This is a genomic window from Pseudoalteromonas sp. Angola-4, assembly GCF_028599265.1.
In the GTDB taxonomy this organism is placed as follows: Bacteria; Pseudomonadota; Gammaproteobacteria; order Enterobacterales; family Alteromonadaceae; genus Pseudoalteromonas; species Pseudoalteromonas atlantica.
In genome coordinates this window covers 374,215-393,905 of record NZ_JAQREK010000001.1, presented here as the reverse complement: position 1 = coordinate 393,905, position 19,691 = coordinate 374,215, and the positions used below count along the sequence as shown (strand labels likewise).

Here is a 19,691-nt window from a genome sequence, read left to right as displayed (position 1 = left end):
GACTTACCATGAGCGCGCACCCATACGATGTTTTATCACTCAATAACGGCGCAAATATTATTTTTACGCCTTGCCCTGGTACAAAAACGCAAAACCTAGCGGATTCAATCGCCACATTAAAGGCGGCTGGCACTCACATGCTACTATCGCTTATGCCGCAAAAGGAGCTTGAAAAAAACAACGTACAAACAATTAATAATGAGTGCAATAAGCACGATATAACCTGGTTTCATTTACCAATAAATGACGACGAAGCCCCAAAACAACCTTTTACATCAAGCTGGAATACCCACAAAACAGACATACTACAAGCCATACAGCAAAAACAAACCATTGCCATTCATTGCAAAGGCGGCACTGGCCGCACAGGGTTGGTTGCTGCGCTTATTTTAAATTCGGCAGGTTACACAAAAGAAGAAGTATACAGCCTAGTACAAGGCATTCGCCCTAAAGCACTGACTATAGAATTGCAAAAAGAATACTTTAATAACTTTGAGGTGTGAGGGGAATATGTTAACGCTCATTATTAGTTACCCTTTATAAGCTTAGCCACTTATTAGCGGTAACTAATCGTAATTATGTAAACCATAAAATCACCAAATAGGAATGAGCCAAAACCTGCAGGCCTAAATGTACTTTTAAATTTTTGAGCAGACCACACAGCAATTAAGTACACCTCGCTCTCCTAAAAACTAATGGCCGCATAGGGTAATACAGTCGCACTTGACTAAAGTTAGCTAAAGAGTCGTGAAACCGAGTACTTTACGCCTCTTAATACTGTTGCTATTAGACTCGCAAGCTCATGTAGTAGAAACGATCATCTTTTCTATCGACTGCAAATCCAATACGGCTATATAACTTAAATGCTGGGCTTAGCTGAAATACTTTGAGATCTATGAATTTGACACTTTGTTGACGAGCTATATCAACTACTTTAGCAATAATGTGAGCACCATAACCTTTGTTTTGATAAGTAGCTGCAATCTGAATATCGCGAAGTTGGCAACGCCCTTCTTCAAACGATAAGCGCACGACACCTATGAGTTGACCCTTACACATAATATCAAAATTTTTAAGGTTTTTGGTAGCTTGATAAACGTCTTCTACATCCCAATCTACCGCATACATTTCGTAATAGGGTTTCATATTGTTAAACGTAAACTGTGCGGCAGCCTTTAAGTCTTCAGTAGCAACAATCTCTAGCATCCATCTAGCCTCAAAAAAGAATTAATACTCAATAAACTAATTAGCCACTTTAATTGAATAAGCTAAACTGCGCTATAAATTACGCGTGCTAATTGGTTAATTAGTTTTAACCAGCTTTCAGGGGATATATTCAACTTTTAATGTAAAAGAAAAAAGGTAATATCAATATGACCGCACAGCGTTGGTCGCTGCGCTTATTTTAAATTCGGCAGGTTACACAAAAGATGAGGTATACAGCTTAGTACAAGGTATTCGCCCTAAAGCACTGACTATAGCATTGCAAAAAGAGTACTTTGAAAGTTTTAGCAGGTAATAAAAAGCTAACGTAAAACAGCAAAGCTACTAATAGTTAAACGCCCATTAATTGGATCGCATACATAATCGTTGGCCGCATTTATATTACCAGAGTGCAATAAGTTGCTTGGGTATATAACAACCCGATTTAACTTTGCCTCTACACTGTAAACTTGCTCAAACAAAGCTGTACTGCCATTTATATAATGTGGGTTTTTGTGAAGCTTTTGCGCCATGGCTTGCTGCTTAATAGTTTGCCTATATGGCATAAGTCGCTCTTTTGTTATGCGTTCATACCCTAGGGCTCTATGCTTATAAAATGAAGTGCCACCATGCGTTTCATCACATAAAAAGTGCACCATAGCAAGTTGATTCATATTAGGTGTATCAAAATGAGGAAGCATTTGTATTGGCCTTAGCTCATCAGGTTCAGTGCATGCAATTGAAAAAGCAGAAAGTATTACATCAAACTCGCTTTTATCTGTCATATCAAAGTGTGAATTAATAATTGGCGCAAGGTCTTTTAACCGCTCGATATAACTAAGCGGTGATGCTTTTCTTACTCCTGGATAAAAATCACTTTCTTGTGCGCAAAATGTTTCTCTGGCGTTTTGAGAAAACACAGCAAAATTAATAAGTTCATCTACATTATTTACAAAATCATCAATAACAATAATTGGGGTTTGCTCTTCCCCAACAGTGTGTATCTGTAACACCATATTTTTGTTAAGTGTAAAATCAATCATCGGCTAAATTAAGCACCGCATTTTTACGCTCAATCAATGGGTATATTTGGCCAAGTGAGGTTATAACAGTATAAATAGCGGGTAATAAAGCGCGTTGATGTAAAAGCGTAATTTGATCACTATCAAGTTGTGCGAGTCTTTCTTGATTAATAGTGTATAAGCCGTTTAACTTTGTTTTTTGACTATTCTGAAACGTTACCTCAAGCGATAATGGCTGCAGTAGCTCATGCTGTAACAAGGTATCTATTAACTTTTTATTGTCTATTTCGCCTTGTAGTAAATGTCCTAAACACTGCTTTATTTTTTTAAAATAACCACTTTCTTCTGCGTTTTGGGTATAAATTGGTTCTAAATCATTCTGGCTTTGCGCTTGGTTATTAATGACTGCTGGGCTATTTAAATTAATACACACAGGGTATTGAGTTTGCTTTGCATGAGTATCACCAACAAAAAATGGCTGACGCTGTAACTGAAGCGGTAAATATACTCCCTGCCACTGCGAGTGCTGATAAAACAAGTTCTCATGTTGCTCAAAGCCTAATAAAGCATTGAGTGTAAACTCCCCTGTTTCTGAGTTTTTTGCAAAAACTATAGGCTGCTGAACGGCAATTTGATTAAGTTCTGCCATAACAACAGGGATCATATTAATGTTTTCAGCGTGTGATTGTGCTTTTTGTGTGTCTATTTTTATATGCTGATGAGCACTTTGCTCTAATGCGACTAAATTTTCCATGCGTGTCTCTTTATTGTTTTTATGGGTAAATTTTTAAGCTAAATAGTGCTAAAGCCATGACTCTTAATTTTATTTAACAATTCTCGGTTACTAGGTAAGTTAGTGACTGCTTGGTTTATCATGCTTTTATTTTTATCAAACTGACTTTTAGCAAAATCAGTGTCTTTAAGCATATAGGAAGTTGTGCTGTAGTCACTTTTAAAGCCCATACCATATAAAACATATTGATAACTCGCCGCTGGAAACACCTCATTGTTACTTGTAAAGTCGTGGTCAGCAGGGGCGCGGTATTGCCATAATTTCATTAGATCTTGTAGGCTTTGAGGAATCGTTTTTGGGTCTCTGTTATCACGCCAAAATGCGTTATCGTCACGGGTTGATAAAATATAGTGTAACTTTAAAAAGTCGATTATTTTTTCCCACCTGTAGCTAAACGTCTCATTAAAGCGCTTGGCGGTAATATCCATAATATCGCGGGTGTGGGGGAGTTGTTCGCTTATCATTTGCGCTGACATTTCTACTAATACCAATGCAGAAGCTTCAAGCGGTTCCAAAAAGCCAGCCGAAAGCCCTACCGCAACACAGTTGTTCTGCCAAAAGTGTGAGCGATGGCCACTTTTAATAGGGATTTTTCTAATTGTTAACGACTCTATTTTATCGCCAACATACTCTTTAAGCTTTTCTCGTGCTTGTGCTTCGCTACTGTATTTACTCGAATACACATAACCTACCCCACGGCGGTGTTGTAACCCTATATCCCATATCCAGCCTGCTTCTTGCGCTGTTGAAATTGTGTGAGACGCAATGCTCTCATCTTCATTCTCATAGGGGACTTGCACTGCTAAGGCGGTATCGATAAACAGCACATCATCGCAAGGCATAAAAGGAACCTTATAATGCTCGCCTAATAACAATGATGAAAAACCGGTACAATCGACAAATAAATCACCGCTAATTTCACCTTGTTGCTTTGTGGTAACACTTGCAATATCGCCATTTTTAGCACTATTGACCTGTGTTACATCAGCTAAAAAATGTTTAACGCCAAGCTCCTGCGTACAATGTTTTTGTAAAAAAACGGCAAATTTTGCCGAGTCTAAGTGGTAGGCATAATTTGCTAAGGCAGCATATTCTGGGGTGCGAATTGTTTTAGGAGCAAGCCCTTGCTCACAAATAGCTTCTTGGTAACACACTGCATTAGAAAAAGACGTTGACTCAGCGGTATTATTTAACCAATGCCCTGCCATATCTGTTTTTGAAAAGCCCTGTGGCAAAACTAATGGGTGATAATAAAAATCATCATTGCTGCCATCCACCCATTTGGCAAATTTTGCACCTTGTTTAAAGCTTGCTTCGCACTCACGTATAAAGTCGGTTTCGCTAATACCAAGTGCTATTAATGTACTACGCATGGTAGGCCAAGTGCCTTCACCAACACCTATAATTGGTACATTTGGAGATTCAACTAGCACAACATTAAGGCCATCGGGGGTATTACTTTTATGGTGCGCCGCTAATCGTCCGGCGGTTAGCCAGCCCGCTATACCACCACCAACGACAACCACTGTTTTTATTTTTTTATTTTGCTGGTTCATACTTGTTACCTATAAAGGCATATTTAAAAAGTGGCTATTACTAAATGTAAAAGCCACTTTATTAATTAAAGTTAAAAACTACCGCGAATACCTAACGCAAAACGTCGTCCGCTATCTTCAACCAATAATAATTGATTAGAAAAACGACCACGTTTGTGCACATATTCTTCGGTTAAGTTAATACCTTCAAAAAATACCGATACATTTTCGGTAATGTCATAGCTGCCGCTAGCATCAAGTTGTGCGTAATCTTCCACAATTGTCACACCATCACCATTTAGCTGTGTAAGTGACTGTACAAAGCTATCGCGCCAGTTATAGGCTAAACGCGCTTGAAATGGTCCATTCTCATAAAAGCCAACCACATTATAAGAGTCGCTTAAGCCTGTTAATGCAAATACTTGAGTTATATCTGCAGGGTCTAGCTCTGCATCACTGTCTACAAATGTTGCATTAACCATAAAGCCAAAGCCACTGTCAAAACTATGCTGTAAGGCTATTTCCCAGCCATCAACAATCGCCGATTCGCTATTATTTGGTAAGGTGTTTGTAAATACAGCCGTTGAGTCGGCTGCATCAGGGTTATCTACATCGTTACCTGTTGAAGGGTCAGTCAACAATCCGCCACCAGACAATTCAAAGGTTAAATCTTCAGTGGTATTGATAATGAAGTTAGCAACATTCTTTCTAAAGTAACCAGCGGATAAATAACTGGCATCAGCGTAATACCACTCTAATGATAAATCTAAGTTATCAGAGGTAAACGGTTCAAGTTCAGGGTTACCAGAGCTTGATGTTAAATTGCCCCCCTGCCGAGTTGTTTCGATTACAGTTACAGGCGACATGCTATCGAGTGTTGGTCGCGTAATTGTTTGTGATACAGCAGCACGTGCTATTAGCTCATCGCTTATTTCAAGCTTTACACTAAAGTTAGGTAAAATCGCTTCGTAATCTGAACTTGCTGAAATATTTTCTACAGCGCCAAAGTTAGCGAGCATTTCTGTTTTATCTAAGATCGTTAATGCACTAACTGGCTCGTCTGTGCCTTTTACTTCTACATCGGTGCTTTCGTATCTAAAGCCGGCTGTTGCGTATAAAGGCATGCCTGCAAGTTCAGCTTCAAAATCAAATTCTGTATAAAACGAGAAAGTATCTTCAGTTATCTCAAACGACTTATTACGTTTAACTGCATCAAAACTAATAGGCTGACCATTCGCTGCAGCTATTTGCTCAAGGTACGCAAAGTTTGCCTCACCATCATGTGCAAGCCATGACGTTGGCATACGACCGCTGCCGCTCACATCAGATAAAAAGTCATCCCCTGCGTCAAATACAAATTGCGCTAAGCCATCCATACTTGGGTCATCTGGGTAACCACAAAAAGTACAGTGAATACCAACACCTTCGTTATCCCAACGATCAAGATTTTTTGTTTCAGTTGAATACATAGCACCAAATTTGACCGAAACTAGGCCTGATGTACCATCGTTGTGCCAAATGCTATCCCAACGAAACTGATCCACGGTATCTTCTACAGCCCAACCACGGCGTAGCATTACATGTGCTCGGCTATTGGCTGTATCTAAATGGTTTGATACGCCATCAGGTGTAACTGCAGGGTTATAAGCAACACCGTCCAGCTCTTGCTGGCCGCTATAAATGTTAGGGTTAGCAGAGGCAAACTCACTCGCATAAGGTAAAATACCGCCATCCACTTCAAATCGAACTCGGTTAGCATAGCCAATCAACGATAACTGATCCCCGCCACCATTATTAGCCTCACGCTCAGCTTTTGAGTGGCTTAAATCAAACTTCATATTTAAGTTATCGTTTACATGCCAATCAAAGTTTAAACCTAATGCGCTAGAGTTGGTTAAACGATCAAACTTTTTAGCGTGCATATCGGTGGCAAGGCCTACCTCTTGATATAAATCAACCACAGTGCCATTTTCATCAACAATTGGCCCTGCAGCGCCGCCAAAGCCTTCTAAGTTTGGCGCTGTAAACCAATGCCCATAAGACGTTGTGTCTGCTTCTACATCAAAATCAGAATAGAGCGCATCAGCAGTGATAACTAAATCATCTGAAGGTGCGTACTGTATTACTAAGTTTGCATTGGTACGTGTACGTGTTTCTGTTGTTACTTTATGATCGTAATTACGCGGCGAAAAAATATTACTGGTGTATGCTTGCCCGCTTTGAGTTTGCGGGTTTGGGACGCCCACGTTTTCTAACCAGCCGTCTACCTGCGCCTGGTTTAAGCGTGTTTCGCGCTCTTGGCGAGAAACAGCGAACAACACACCCAATGTGTCATCATTAAATGTATTACTAATTAATCCAGAAATTTCAGGTGTGGTTTCTTCACTATTTTCATCGTAAATACCCTTAACGCTACCTGCCACTTTAAAACCGCTAATCGCAAATGGTCGCGCTGTATTTACATTTACTGTTGAGCCAATACCACCAGATTGCATAGTGGCTGTTGAGGTTTTAAATACATCTAAGCTTTTAACTAGCTCTGATGCAATAGTATCAAAGCTAAACGCACGGCTTTGATTTTCAGAGGCCATTTGGCGACCATTTACAAGCACAGTATTAAACTGCGGGCCAAAACCACGCACCGTAATAAGCTGCCCTTCACCGCCTGAACGGTCTATTGAAACCCCCGTAATTCGCTGTAAAGACTCAGCTAAATTTGTGTCAGGGAATTTACCAATATCTTCTGCTGAAATGGAGTCGACCACGCCGCCCGCTTCTCTTTTGGCATCCATAGCTCGGCCAAGCGAGCCTCTGATCCCGCGTACTTCAATTATTTCTGGTTCTTGTGCTGCTGTCTCTGCCACTGCAGGGAGCGTTGCCATTGTGCTTAGTACAGCTAGTACAGCACTGGACACGCCATTTTTTTTATAGTTAGCCATGTTGTCAGTTCTCTCGAAACTTGGGTCTATTAAAATAGATATTTGCCCATCTTCGCTAACATGCGGTTGCAACCCTGTGCCATCGAGTAAAATCTGTAATGCGTTTATTATTGAATACTCGCCAGCAATAGTATTTGTTTGTAACTGCTGAATTTTATCCAGCGGAAAAAGCAAAGTAATATCGGCTTGCTCGGCAAAATTTATTAGCGATAAATCGGCCCTTTGTCTTGGAATATTAAACACAGCTTTATCGTTTACAGCGCTCGCTTTTACCTCGGTGGTGAGTAAGCTAAAAACCAGCGCATAAAGCGGTAAACAAAGCGGCAAATGTAAATATTCCTTGTGTATAGTTTTTGGCCATACACAGAACAAAGACGAGTGACTTTTTATTTTCCTCCATAAATTTTTTTTATTTTTTTTTAATAAATTATTTTTTTGACTAGCCATGCTAATTTTTTTTATGCCTTTATTATTTTTATTGTTTGCGCTTTTAACTGTATTTTTAAACAATTAAAAATACAGTCCACATTGCAGTTTTTTACTTATTAATTAAAAAGTTAAAGTTTCTAAATTACAGAGCCAGTACTTAGTAAGGTATTTATAATGGCAAAAACTGTAGTACACTTCGCCTTTACATTACAAGCTTTATGCCCTTTGCGGTTAGTGAACATTAAATTTAAAAATAAAAAAACTTATTTATTTTTTAAATTTAATGGCGGATTTTTTCTTACCATTCGTCTTAGTTTGTATTGGCAAAACAATAACAATAATTGCCGTAAACACACACACGAGACACACACTAAATGACGAAAGACACACTTTTTTATAAGGTCTATTTGGCCTCGCGCAAAAGTCTCTCAAATGTAGTTGCACGTATAGTGCCGCCACATGAAATTGAAGATATAGTGCAAGAAACTTATGTGCGAATTTGTCAGATTAAAAACACTGAAAACATAAGCTCACCAAAATCTTTTATTTATAAAACGGCGCGAAATTTAGCGCTCGATTACCAAAAGCAAGCCAATATACGCCTAGTCGATGGGATCGACAACATGGAAGCGTTAGAGCAACTCTTAGCGGAACACCAGCAAGACGAAATGTACGAAAAAGCACTCACCGATAGTGAATTTTCTAATTTTTGTGAAGCCATACGGCTTTTACCCGTGCAGTGCCGTAAAGTGTTTGTATTAAAAAAAGTGTATGGTTATTCGCAGCGAGAAATTGCTGCTCAATTAAACCTTAGTGAAAGTACCGTGGAAAAACATATAGCAACAGGCATGAAACGTTGTACGCAATTTATGCGTCAATCTACAAAAAGTGTTTATGGGCAACCAAATACTTCTTCGCAGCTAAATGCAGGAGGGAGGAATGAGTAATGTTCATCATATAAACGAACGAAACACTAGCGACGATGCGCGCCTTGATAAAGCAAGTGAGTGGCTGGCTAAACTTGATCGTGGACTGTCTAAGCTCGAAGAACAAGCGTTAAAGCAATGGTTGTCACAATCTTATAAAAATGTAGAGGTGTTACTTGAAGTAGCACAGCTGTGGGACAAAATGGACGACCTCAGTCGCTTGTCAGATCTGTTTCCACAAACACCAGTAAAACAAAAACGCCTCCCTGTGTGGTTAGGTGCAACAGCTGCATCTATTTTATTAGCTGTTGCACTTAGCTTTTTTCAAGAAGCGTTTAACTTTTCATTTTTTTACCCGGTTAATCAATCAGCTGTGGTTGCTAAACAGCTTAATTTTCAAACCGACGTAGGTGAAAGTAAGGACATACTGCTTTCTGATAAAAGTAAAATCACCTTAAACACAAATAGCTTTGTTCAAGTGAGGTATACCCAACACACTCGCGTAATAAATTTACTGCGTGGCGAAATTCATATAGACGTAGCTCACGATAAAATGCGCCCTTTAAGTGTTATAGCTGGTGATAAAGTTATTCAGGCTGTTGGTACTGCATTTAATGTAGAAGTAGGTCAAAAGCAAATAGAACTGATTGTGACAGATGGCAAAGTCCTTGTTGCAGAGCAAAGTGCCAAACCGTTACCAAATCTTTCCCAAGGGACTAATAAACAAGGTCAGTATTTATCAAATAGTTCAACTTCGGTGTCAAAGGGAGAAAAACTTGATTTAAGCTTCAAAGGTAAAATTGCTAAAGCGGTCGAAAAAGTTGATCCTATGGATGTAGCCGCTAGATTATCGTGGCGTAAAGGTAGCTTAATATTTAGAGGTGAATCACTTGCTGAAGCCATGGCTGAAATCAGCCGCTATACAAATATAGATTTCGAGCTTTCAGAGGATGACCGTCTCAAAAAAGTACAAGTAGCTGGCATGTTCAAAACGGGCGATATTAAAGGACTGCTAGAAGTATTAAACAATAATTTTAATATTGATTATGAAAGAGTTAGCCCAGATAAAATTCGTTTAAAATACGCAGCACCACACGTCTCAATATAGTAAAGTACACAATAATAAAAACCAGGACACACAATTATGACATCACCTCTCTCGCCGAGCAGTAATAGCTCGGCGCACACATTGGGCACATGCTCTCTTTTTTACGTAATTTTTATCTCTGCAGTGGCTGCTATTGGTGGCTTTTTATTTGGTTTTGACTCGGGTGTTATTAACGGCACGGTGTCGGCACTCGGTAATGCGTTTAATTCAAGCAGTGTAGCTACGGGCTTTAACGTAGCGTCTGTATTACTTGGCTGTGCCTTAGGTGCACTTGCTGCGGGGCCGCTGGCTGATAAGTTTGGCCGGCGTGCAATTATGATCATCACCGCGATTATTTTTGCCATTAGTGCGTTTGGCTCAGGCATTAGCGAAAGCTCGGCCGAGTTTATTTTTTACCGCTTATTTGGTGGCTTAGGTATTGGTGCTGCATCGGTATTAGCGCCGGCTTATATTGCAGAGGTTGCACCACCTGCCCTTCGTGGTCGTTTAGCTACATTACAGCAACTCGCTATTGTATTGGGTTTATTTGCTGCGTTTTTAAGTAACTATTTAATTGCTGATGCAGCAGGCAGCGCGCAAAATATTTTAATGCTTGATATAGCCGCTTGGCGCTGGATGTTTTGGGCTGAGCTTGTGCCTGCAATACTGTTTTTAGTGGGGGTGTTGTTTATTCCTGAGTCGCCTCGTTATTTAGTGGCGCAAGGTAAATTAGACGATGCAAAAACAGTATTTAGTAAAATTTCGAACGACAACGTTGCTGCGCAAATAAGCGATGTTAAAAGCTCCTTACGTAGCGATAAAAAGCCAAGTATTCGCGATTTATTTATTGATGGCAGTAAAAAAGTACACCCGATTGTATGGGCGGGTGTTGCGCTGAGTGTGTTTCAGCAATTTGTAGGTATTAACGTGGTGTTTTATTACGGCTCTGAGCTTTGGCAAGCTGCTGGGTTTGATGAGTCGCAATCGTTATTTATAAATGTATTAGCGGGTACGACTAATATTGTATCGACCTTTATTGCTATTGCCCTTGTTGACAAAATTGGCCGTAAACCACTGCTATTAGTAGGCAGTATTGGTATGTTTATCAGCTTAAGCGCGCTTACTTATATATTTGGCAGTGCGGGCCTTGATGAAGCAGGCAAGCTTGCACTTAGCGATAACATGGGTACGTTTGCGCTTATAATGGCTAACTTATTTGTGGTATTTTTTGGTTTAAGTTGGGGCCCCGTTGTGTGGGTGCTATTAGGCGAAATGTTTAATAACCGTATTCGCGGTGCAGCGCTTGCTGTTGCTGCAAGCGCGCAGTGGATTGCTAACTTTGCCATTACCATGACCTTCCCTATTATGCTGGCTAATATTGGCCTTGCAGGTGCGTACGGCTTTTATGCTTTATCGGCACTTATTAGCATATTTTTTGTGGCCAAATACATTACAGAAACCCGTGGTAAAACACTTGAGTCTATGTAACCTAAAGCTAAATTAAGCCATACTAAAAATATAACTGGCATGCTCTGGCTGCCAGTTATATAACCTTTTAATAACCTGAGTTACTTTATAAATACAGCCCCTCTACTCATATAGGTACATAACTTGCTGCTTACTCTTTTAAGTTTATAAAAGAGAGGTAAGTAATGTCTGCTACTACTTTTTACAACCTAACAGAGCAACCTTGGGTTGTTATTGCTATTTGTTTAGTTTCTATAACTATAGCTTTGTTTTGTATCCGCTTTTTTATAATGTACTGGCTTAAAAAGTGGACCTCTCACACTAAATTTATATTCGATAGCTTACTTATCGCCTCTATCTCTAAACCGCTCTCCCTTTGCACAATTATTGTGCTACTCACCATTATAGAGCAAGGGTTGTTAATACAAGGCGAGCCGGTTGCGAGCTATATTTCGTTTTCGACCATTAATATTATTTTGGGCTTAGTGGCTATTATTTTATTTTTTGACCGCTTTTTTGTGGGCACCATTAATTACTACAGCAAAGAGTCGGCGGTAATTTTTAATTCGCAAAGTATTATTAAAGGCATTATTAGGGTAAGCGTTTTATCGGTCGGGGCTTTAGTGCTGTTAGGCACCTTGGGTATTTCTATTACGCCTATAATTGCCTCGTTAGGTATTACGTCATTAGCGGTGGCACTTGCCCTGCAGCCCACCCTTGAAAACTTTTTTTCGGGCGTACAACTTGTTATAGATAAACCCATACGGGTGGGGGATTTTATTGAGCTTGAGTCAAAGGAGCAAGGCTTTGTAGAGAAAATTGGTTGGCGCTCTACGTGGGTTAAAATGCTGCCAAATAATATGATTATTATCCCTAATAGTCAGCTTTCTAAATCGCGTATTAGTAGGGCGTGTTGATCTTTGATGTTTGAATTTGCAGCAGCGTGTTTGGTTTTTAGGCAAGGCAGAGCCTATGTAGTGTGGTTATTCCCCATAAATAGGCGATAACGCAGCATAAATGCCAAACATGCGCTGCCCTTTGGGTTCTGCCTAGGGGCGATAAACTCTTTGTTGCTCGGTTTTTACTTAGCCCACTAGGTTACAAACCTCGCGCCGCGATTTAATCGCCCCTAGATTGAACAAATTCAATCCGCAAAGTTCAACACGCCCTAATTACTTTTACCCCGAAAAAGAACTGAGTGTACCTGTTGATGTAAGCGTTCACTACAGCTCAGACCTAGAATTTGTAGAGCAAGTAACGCTAGAAGTTGCGCGCCAAGTACTAATTGACCATGAATGGGGGGTTGATGATTACAATACCTTTGTGGTGTATCACACCTTTGATAACTCAAGCATTAATTTTACCGTAATGCTGCGCGCAAAAGAGTACTTTAATCGGTTTTGGGTTAAATCTGCTTTTATTAAAGCGCTACACAAACGCTATAACCAAGAAGGTATTGTGATCCCCTTCCCTATTACAGCTATTAACACAGCGCAAGAAGCCGCTAATTTTAATAGCGATAAAAAATAAGCGCGAGATAAGCTCGCGCTTAATTTACTTTAAAATTTATAGGTTACTTGGCCTACTATTTCACGTGGGCTGCCCGGGAAGTGACCGTTACGCTCACTAAAGCCACTTACTGCGTATTCTTTATCAAATATATTATTAATATTTACGCTTAATAACACATCGTCAAAGCGAGAAGTCCAGCTCATATCAAATACAGTAAAGGGTTTAACTTTTTGGCCATCTTGGCTTATTTGCTCGCTTACGTAATTTGCGCCAAATGCTATAGACGAGTCGATGCTATCAAGCGCAAAACGCGACCATAAACCAGCTTGGTGGCGCGGCGCATTAGCAAAGCGAGAGCCATCACCGTAGGTGCTTGAAATAGTATCGCCGGTTACACCTTCAATAACTAGTGTATCGTTGTAGGCGTAGTTAGCTGTTAGCGTCCAGTGCTCGGTTAAATCGCCCACCAGCGTTGTTTCAAACCCGCGGCTTTCTACCTCACCAATATTTAAAAGTGCTGCAATGCCGTCACCCGCGCCCGTGTCGTCTGGGTTACTCATTACTACGTTTTCTTTATTAATTTGGTAAATAGCAAAGGTGCTCATAATTTTGCCATCTAGCCATTGGTTTTTCATACCAATTTCGGTTTGTTTACCGGTTTCTGGCGTTAAGTTGCCCTCGCCTTCTACATCTTCTTGATCACCCGATGACGCTGGGTTAAAGCTTTCTGAGTAGTTTATGTATAACGAGGTATTTTCAACAGGTTGGTATGTAACGGCCACGCGCGGTGTTACATCGTTATCTGAATAACTGTAACCGGTTTCTTTATTTAGCTCTTTAAAATAATCGTAACGCAGGCCGGCAATCACGGTCCATTGCTCGTTAATGCTTACAACATCTTGTACGTATAGTCCAAAACGGTCGGTTTCAACACCATCGCGGTTCATGTCGGTAAGGTTATAAGTACTTGGGTCGGTTTCGCCGTAATTTAAGTCAAATATGTTTAAGTTAGCCACGCCGTCCGCTTCATAACGGGCGCGTAAGTAATCGTACTCGGTATCGACTATGTGGTAGTCGCCACCAAATAATACTTGGTGTGCTAATTGGCCTTGCTCAAAGCTATAAACAAAATCGGTGGTTAAGCTTGTTTCTTCGTTGGCGCGGTATTGCTTTCGGTATTCGCGTTTAATGGTTTCGTCATCAATGTTTGCTTCACCATCGCCGTTTACATCTACCCAGCTTTGCGACTCATGGTAGGCTTGGTCACGTTCGTTATCCATGTAACGCAGTGTGCTACTTACAGAAAAATCATCATTAAAGTAATGCTTTAGCTCGGCTTGCAGCACTAACGCTTCCATGTCTTGGTAGTCAAATGCTTCATTTGCGTTGTAACTAGGGTCAACTAAAAAGTTGCCGTTGTCATCTACCGGTACACCACGTAAACGGTTACCGCCTAAGTCTTGCTTAATGTAATCAACAGTGGTGGTTAGTGTGGTCGAATCGGTTAAATCAAATAATAAACCAGCGGTAAACTCATTGTTTTTTGAATCTGCGTTATTACGAAAGCTGTCTTGCTCTTCGTAATAACCACCTACTCTGTATGCCATGGTGTCGGTTAAACCGCCGGTCATATCAAGTGAGGCACCATGTGTGTTGTAATTGCCAAGCGTTAGTTTTAGCTCTTTAGTTTGCGTATAACTTGGCTTTTTAGTCACATAGTTGATCATACCGCCTGGCTCACCACCACCATATAACGCAGAGGCTGGGCCTTTTAATACTTCTACACGCGCAACATTAAATAATTGTGGTACACCAAAGCCCGAGTAAGGGTCGCCGCGTACGCCATCGTAAAATACATTGGCATCGTCTCTAAATCCCCGAAAAGTAACGCCCGAATAACTGTACTCACTTACCCCGGCTATTGAGCGGTATAAATCGGTAATATCGCGCGCGGCTTGGTCAATAATAAGCTGCTCGGTTAATACCTGCGCAGATTGCGGTAATTTAATAAGATCTAAATCCGTTTTAGTCCCAATTTTACTTTCGGTTTCTAGGTAAAACTGCTGAGCGCGGCCTGTTACTTCTATTGTTTCAATTTCGTTATTTTGCTCGGCAAATGCCACATTAGAAAAAGCAGAAAAAGACGCAGCAATACTAAGCGCCAAGTATTTTTGGTTAAACATGTTGATCCTGAAAAGAGGTGTATAAAACGCCGCGAATGATAACGACTATCATTACTATATGCAATGCAAATAATTTCATATTCATCCTTATTTTTCGAATTAATCGCAACTAAAATAGGTACTTAAAGACTTTTATGCTCACGTTTTATACTTATTCACTTTGCGCAGTGTTGAACCAAATAAGGAACTCAGATAGTGTGTATTTTTCATACGCTTTATAATAGCAATTCGCATTAATACTTAATCATTTTGTGGGGCTAAACGTGTCGCTACTTGTGTTAAAAAATGCTCATTTACGACTGCATGGATGCAGAAGGTAGCGCAATACAGGAGCAATTGCCGAGAACGACTAAATAGCGAATTTTTTGCCTAGCTATCAACACGTTTTTCCAGCATCAAAATAAACCACTTAATTAAGCGAATTGGTATCAGCTTTTTTATGAGGAGCAAACCATGTTAAACCGACTATTTTTAGGGGTTATTTTACTCTCGGCCACGGCCGTGGCGAGTGCGAACGACAGCTTAGTACGTTTTCAAAGTAATTATTCTGTTCAAGAAACAGCTAACCGTTTTGAAAAAATAGCCAGTAACAAAGGGATAACCATTTTTGCGCGGGTAGATCATCAAAAAAACGCTCAAAATGTTGATATGGAATTGGCCCCTAGTGAAGTGATTATTTTTGGTAATCCAAAGGTAGGCACACCGTTAATGCAGTGTCAGCAAAGTGTGGCGATAGACTTACCGCAAAAAGTACATATATCTCAAGACAACAATGGCCAAGTTTGGCTTACCTACAACAGCCCCACTTATTTGCAAGAACGCCACAATATAAAAGGCTGCGAAGAAGTACTTAATAAAATAGCTGTGGTGCTTAATAAGCTTTCTATGGCAACAGTGGCCAAATAATTAAAGTTATACCAAACCGCAATAATACTTAATTAAGCGAATTGGTATTAATATTAAATAACTTAAATAACTTAAATAACTTAAAAAACTTAAAAAACTTAAAAAACACGCAATAAAAAACCCGTTAGCTAACGGGTTTTTTTATAAAGTTATTAACACTTTTTTACGCGTGTATTAAGACTCAATAGCCAAAAGCTCTACTTCAAAAATAAGCAGTGATGCAGGTGGAATACTGCCTACTCGCTTTTCGCCGTAGGCTAATTGGTGCGGTACATAAAATATGTATTTATCGCCTGGGCTCATAAGTTGTAAGCCTTCGGTCCAGCCTTTAATAACTTGATTTAAACCAAAGCTTATTGGCGTTTTACGCTCTACTGAGCTGTCAAATACGGTGCCATCTATTAACGTGCCGTGGTAATGCACGTTTACTTTACTAGTAGGGTTAGGTGTATTTTCGCTTTCACCTTTGTGCAGCACTTTGTACTGTAAGCCTGAGGCGGTTTCTATTACGCCCTCTACTTTTGCGTTAGCGACAAGGTAGTCGGCTTCAATTTGCGCATTAATGCCAGCTTGTTGCTTTGCTTTTTTACTATTTTGAAAAATTAAAAAACAAAATATAGCGATGATCGCCGCTAAAATTATATTGATCATTTAGTGTTTTCCCTCATCTTCATCGGCTTCTTTATCTTCTTCGCTATCGCCATTAACTATGTCGGCTATGTCTTTTAAGCGTGCTAAAGCAATACCGTTAACAGAATCTTCTGGGTATTCGCCGTCAATAATATCGCCGGCATCAATATCCATTAATAAGTTAAGTGCTTGGTCTACAGTTTCTACTGCGTAAATATTAAATTTACCGCGTTCAACCGCTTCAAGTATTTCATCATCAAGTACTAAGTTAACTTGGTTCGATTTAGGAATAATAACGCCCTGCTCGCCTGTTAAGCCGCGCATTTTACACAGCTTAAAAAAGCCTTCTATTTTTTCGTTTACGCCGCCAATGGCTTGCACATCACCGTGTTGGTTAATAGAGCCTGTAAGGGCAATAGACTGGCTAATAGGCAAACTAGTAATGGCCGATATAAGCGCACATAACTCAGCAAGTGAGGCGCTATCACCATCTATATAACCGTAGCTTTGCTCTATAGCTATGTTAGCACTTAGCGTTAAACTAAAGTGCTGGGCGTATTTGTTACCTAAATAACCGGTAAGTAGCATTACACCTTTTGAGTGAATTGCTTTACCTAGCTCGGCTTCACGCTCAACATCTATTACACCATCGGCGCCGGCGTATACGGTGGCGGTAATACGCGCGGGTGTACCAAACGACGTATCGCCAATGTGCAACACTGTTAAGCCGTTTACTTTACCAATGGCTTGGCCTTGTGTGGCAATAAGCGTGTGGCCTTCTTTTATATCGCTTAGCATGTTTTCGCTTATTTGGCCGGTGCGGTACTGCTTACCTTCAATGGCTTCATCAATATGATGCGCATCAATCAGTGTTTGCTTATCTTGCTTGGCGTAAAAGCTGGCCTCAGCCACCAGTTCAAGCACATCGGCGAAGCGCGCCGATAATTTATTATGGTGCTCTGCTTGGCGGTAGCTAAATTTAAGTAACCGCACCATGGCGACCTCTGTGGTAGTGCACTTTAACGTTTGCTGGCAGTACTCACTCACTTTAGTAATAAATTGGTACTGAAGCTTATCGCTACTTGGTAAATAATAATCAAAGTCGGCAAGTACTCTAAACAGCTCTGCAAATTCTTCATCGTACTCACCTATGGTGTAATACAAATCGCGCGAGCCTAATAAAATAATTTTTACATCAAGAGGAATTAATTGCGGGCGCAGTGTAAAACTGCTGCCTACTGAGCTGTCTTGATACGGTAGGTCGTTTTTAATTTGGTGCGTTTTAAGCGAAAGCTTTAAACCATCCCACACTTGCGGGTTGGCCATTACTTTTTCGGCATCCATAATTAAGTAACCGCCATTTGCACGGTGCAATGCACCAGGCTGTATAGAGCGATAACTGGTTATAAGCGAGCCTTGCGATGTTGAATACTCAATTTTGCCAAATATATTGCCAAAGGTTGGGTTTGGCTCATACACCACAGGTGCGGCATCGTCTTCTTTAAATTCAACTAAAATGTTAGGCGCAAAAAAGTCGGTAAGCATGCCTTTACGGTCAAAGTCTTCTTTGCTTTCTTCGCTTTCATCTTCATCGTCTAGCCATTCAAGTACTGCGTCAATTATTTCTACGCGAATGTCTTTTAAGTAGCGCAGCACTCCAATATGGGCAGCGTATTTATGCTCTAAGTCTTTTAATAGCGGCTTTGTAGCTTGCTCGGCTGTGGCCTTTTTTAGATTACGCTGTTTTTCTTTTGATTCGCGTTTCCAGCGAGGCAGCTCAATAAGCGCTTCAATTAAGGCATCTTCTAGTTTTTCTATTTTTTCAAAAAACTCATCACGAAGCTCTTCATCTAGGGCGGCAAATTCGTTATCGCTTAACTGCCTGCCTTCAACTAAAGGCGCAAAACCTACGGCGTTTTTCTCTTCTATTAGCGCTACGCTTTGCTCAAGCGCCATTTCTTCTACTGCGGTAATAGCGCTGTCGTAAGCGTCGTTAAATTCGCTCTCGATTGACTTTTTTTTGCGTTGATAAGCTGGGTTATCAAACGCTGCCGGAAAGGTGTCGAGTACTTCATCTAAAAATGAGTCTATGTCGTCACTTAATTGCTTGCTTTGCCCTGCTTGCATAAATAGCGCTATTGGCTCACGGTGGTCGTCGTAATTATTAACATACAACCATTCATTAGGTGTGGGGCGATCTTTTGCGTGCTGTTTAAGTTTGTCTTTTACGAGTGTAAATCGGCCATGCGCGGCCTCACCCATTACATAAACATTGTAGCCAGGCAGCTCCATCCCAAGTGAAAAGTCGAGAGCACTTTGGGCACGTTGTTGGCCTATAAAGGTAAGTTGCTCTGGATATGGATTGCTCATACACGTGCTAACGTGATTAGTAGAAATGCTCGGTGCGAGCTGTGAAACAGATAATGGCTGCAGTTTTTTCGTCATTCTAACTTCTTTTTGTACCAACATACTCGCTGGCTTTGGGCGTATTAAGTGGCCTACAAGCCACTTAATACATATATTTAGGGTTGTAATGCCTTACGGCTAAAATAAATACCATCACATTCAATGCACGGTGTAATTTGTGTAGCGTGATAAATATCAAAACTATGGGTGCAATTCTTACATACTAATGTGCCCATGGCTATCCATTCGCCTGCGTGATACATCCCATTATGCTTAAAATCTTGACTAAGGGACTGCCATTCAAGCTGGGTTTTGTCCTCTATATGCGAAAGCTCATACCATAACGACTCTTTAAGCTCTTGCCATGCAAGCGAATTATAGTGCGATTCGTTTTCTTGAACGTGTTCTATGTCGCGCTGCAAATAACTTTTATAGAGTCCGTATTTTTCTTTGCCTAGGTCTTTAAGTGCTTGCTCAGATTCAACAAATCGGGTCATTGCATCTTTTACTTCGTGATCTTTTACATCTTTTAGCCAATTAGTTAAATCGCTAAGCCATGTTTTATAATCTGCCATTTTATACTCCATCAAAATCAAGGGCGTGTTGGCCTTTAACATAGATAAGTATAGGTTAACCTGCACTGAAAGTGAGAT

15 protein-coding genes and 2 pseudogenes are annotated in these 19,691 nt (G+C 40.3%); 8 read left to right on the top strand and 9 right to left on the bottom strand.

All coding sequences use genetic code 11. The features are described from left to right. The first annotated feature begins 8 nt into the window (after positions 1 to 8). Positions 9 to 503 carry a phosphatase domain-containing protein gene (locus tag PSH48_RS01830; protein WP_273610788.1) on the top strand — a complete coding sequence of 165 codons (495 nt, stop codon included), beginning with the start codon at positions 9 to 11 and terminating at the stop codon, positions 501 to 503. A 283-nt stretch (positions 504 to 786) separates the two neighbouring features. Here the strand turns inward: PSH48_RS01830 and PSH48_RS01825 are convergent, their stop codons facing one another. Beyond that, entirely contained in the window at positions 787 to 1,206 is a 420-nt protein-coding gene (locus tag PSH48_RS01825) for a GNAT family N-acetyltransferase (protein ID WP_273610787.1), read from the bottom strand. Between the two features lie 172 nt (positions 1,207 to 1,378). Here PSH48_RS01825 and PSH48_RS01820 point away from each other — a divergent pair. Beyond that, positions 1,379 to 1,519: pseudogene (locus PSH48_RS01820) on the top strand (protein phosphatase); the annotation flags it as partial. A gap of 7 nt (positions 1,520 to 1,526) precedes the next feature. Here PSH48_RS01820 and PSH48_RS01815 read toward each other — a convergent pair. The 4 genes from PSH48_RS01815 to PSH48_RS01800 form a co-directional block, all read right to left on the bottom strand. Further along, complete coding sequence (locus PSH48_RS01815; RefSeq protein ID WP_121637221.1) at positions 1,527 to 2,246, bottom strand: DUF6445 family protein; 720 nt, start codon at positions 2,244 to 2,246, stop codon at positions 1,527 to 1,529. Continuing rightward, positions 2,239 to 2,979, bottom strand: coding sequence for a SapC family protein (locus PSH48_RS01810; RefSeq protein ID WP_064386765.1), 741 nt, complete (start codon positions 2,977 to 2,979; stop codon positions 2,239 to 2,241). The genes PSH48_RS01815 and PSH48_RS01810 overlap by 8 nt, the downstream gene beginning before the upstream one ends. A 38-nt stretch (positions 2,980 to 3,017) precedes the next feature. Then, positions 3,018 to 4,574: a tryptophan halogenase family protein gene (locus PSH48_RS01805; protein ID WP_004585936.1), complete on the bottom strand. Its 1,557-nt coding sequence runs from the start codon at positions 4,572 to 4,574 to the stop codon at positions 3,018 to 3,020. A gap of 71 nt (positions 4,575 to 4,645) precedes the next feature. Then, the gene (locus PSH48_RS01800) at positions 4,646 to 7,939 is read right to left on the bottom strand and encodes a TonB-dependent receptor (RefSeq protein WP_273610786.1); all 3,294 of its coding nucleotides are present in this window, start codon (positions 7,937 to 7,939) and stop codon (positions 4,646 to 4,648) included. Positions 7,940 to 8,295: 356 nt separating this feature from the next. Here PSH48_RS01800 and PSH48_RS01795 point away from each other — a divergent pair, with 356 nt between their 5' ends. From PSH48_RS01795 to PSH48_RS01775, 5 genes and pseudogenes are all read left to right on the top strand, one after another. Then, positions 8,296 to 8,868 (top strand): RNA polymerase sigma factor, encoded by a 573-nt coding sequence (locus PSH48_RS01795; RefSeq protein WP_024033745.1) that lies wholly within the window; start codon positions 8,296 to 8,298, stop codon positions 8,866 to 8,868. After that, complete coding sequence (locus PSH48_RS01790; RefSeq protein WP_273609253.1) at positions 8,861 to 9,955, top strand: FecR family protein; 1,095 nt, start codon at positions 8,861 to 8,863, stop codon at positions 9,953 to 9,955. Before PSH48_RS01795 ends, PSH48_RS01790 begins: the two co-directional genes overlap by 8 nt. A 36-nt stretch (positions 9,956 to 9,991) precedes the next feature. Beyond that, positions 9,992 to 11,422: a sugar porter family MFS transporter gene (locus PSH48_RS01785; RefSeq protein ID WP_121637217.1), complete on the top strand. Its 1,431-nt coding sequence runs from the start codon at positions 9,992 to 9,994 to the stop codon at positions 11,420 to 11,422. A gap of 164 nt (positions 11,423 to 11,586) precedes the next feature. Then, positions 11,587 to 12,318 (top strand): mechanosensitive ion channel family protein, encoded by a 732-nt coding sequence (locus tag PSH48_RS01780; RefSeq protein WP_273610785.1) that lies wholly within the window; start codon positions 11,587 to 11,589, stop codon positions 12,316 to 12,318. Positions 12,319 to 12,571: 253 nt separating this feature from the next. Beyond that, positions 12,572 to 12,931: pseudogene (locus PSH48_RS01775) on the top strand (mechanosensitive ion channel family protein); the annotation flags it as partial. 29 nt (positions 12,932 to 12,960) lie between these two features. Here PSH48_RS01775 and PSH48_RS01770 read toward each other — a convergent pair. After that, positions 12,961 to 15,096, bottom strand: a complete 2,136-nt coding sequence (locus PSH48_RS01770; protein WP_273610784.1) for a TonB-dependent siderophore receptor — start codon at positions 15,094 to 15,096, stop codon at positions 12,961 to 12,963. Positions 15,097 to 15,549: 453 nt separating this feature from the next. Here PSH48_RS01770 and PSH48_RS01765 point away from each other — a divergent pair, with 453 nt between their 5' ends. Next, the gene (locus tag PSH48_RS01765) at positions 15,550 to 16,002 is read left to right on the top strand and encodes a DUF302 domain-containing protein (protein WP_248462480.1); all 453 of its coding nucleotides are present in this window, start codon (positions 15,550 to 15,552) and stop codon (positions 16,000 to 16,002) included. A gap of 174 nt (positions 16,003 to 16,176) precedes the next feature. Here the strand turns inward: PSH48_RS01765 and PSH48_RS01760 are convergent, their stop codons facing one another. From PSH48_RS01760 to PSH48_RS01750, 3 genes are all read right to left on the bottom strand, one after another. Continuing rightward, the gene (locus PSH48_RS01760) at positions 16,177 to 16,653 is read right to left on the bottom strand and encodes an FKBP-type peptidyl-prolyl cis-trans isomerase (RefSeq protein WP_273586144.1); all 477 of its coding nucleotides are present in this window, start codon (positions 16,651 to 16,653) and stop codon (positions 16,177 to 16,179) included. Beyond that, positions 16,654 to 19,077, bottom strand: a complete 2,424-nt coding sequence (locus PSH48_RS01755) for a Lon protease family protein (RefSeq protein WP_273586145.1) — start codon at positions 19,075 to 19,077, stop codon at positions 16,654 to 16,656. 77 nt (positions 19,078 to 19,154) lie between these two features. Continuing rightward, on the bottom strand, positions 19,155 to 19,613 hold the full coding sequence (locus tag PSH48_RS01750; protein ID WP_004585924.1) for a zinc ribbon-containing protein: 459 nt from the start codon (positions 19,611 to 19,613) through the stop codon (positions 19,155 to 19,157). Positions 19,614 to 19,691: the final 78 nt, after the last annotated feature.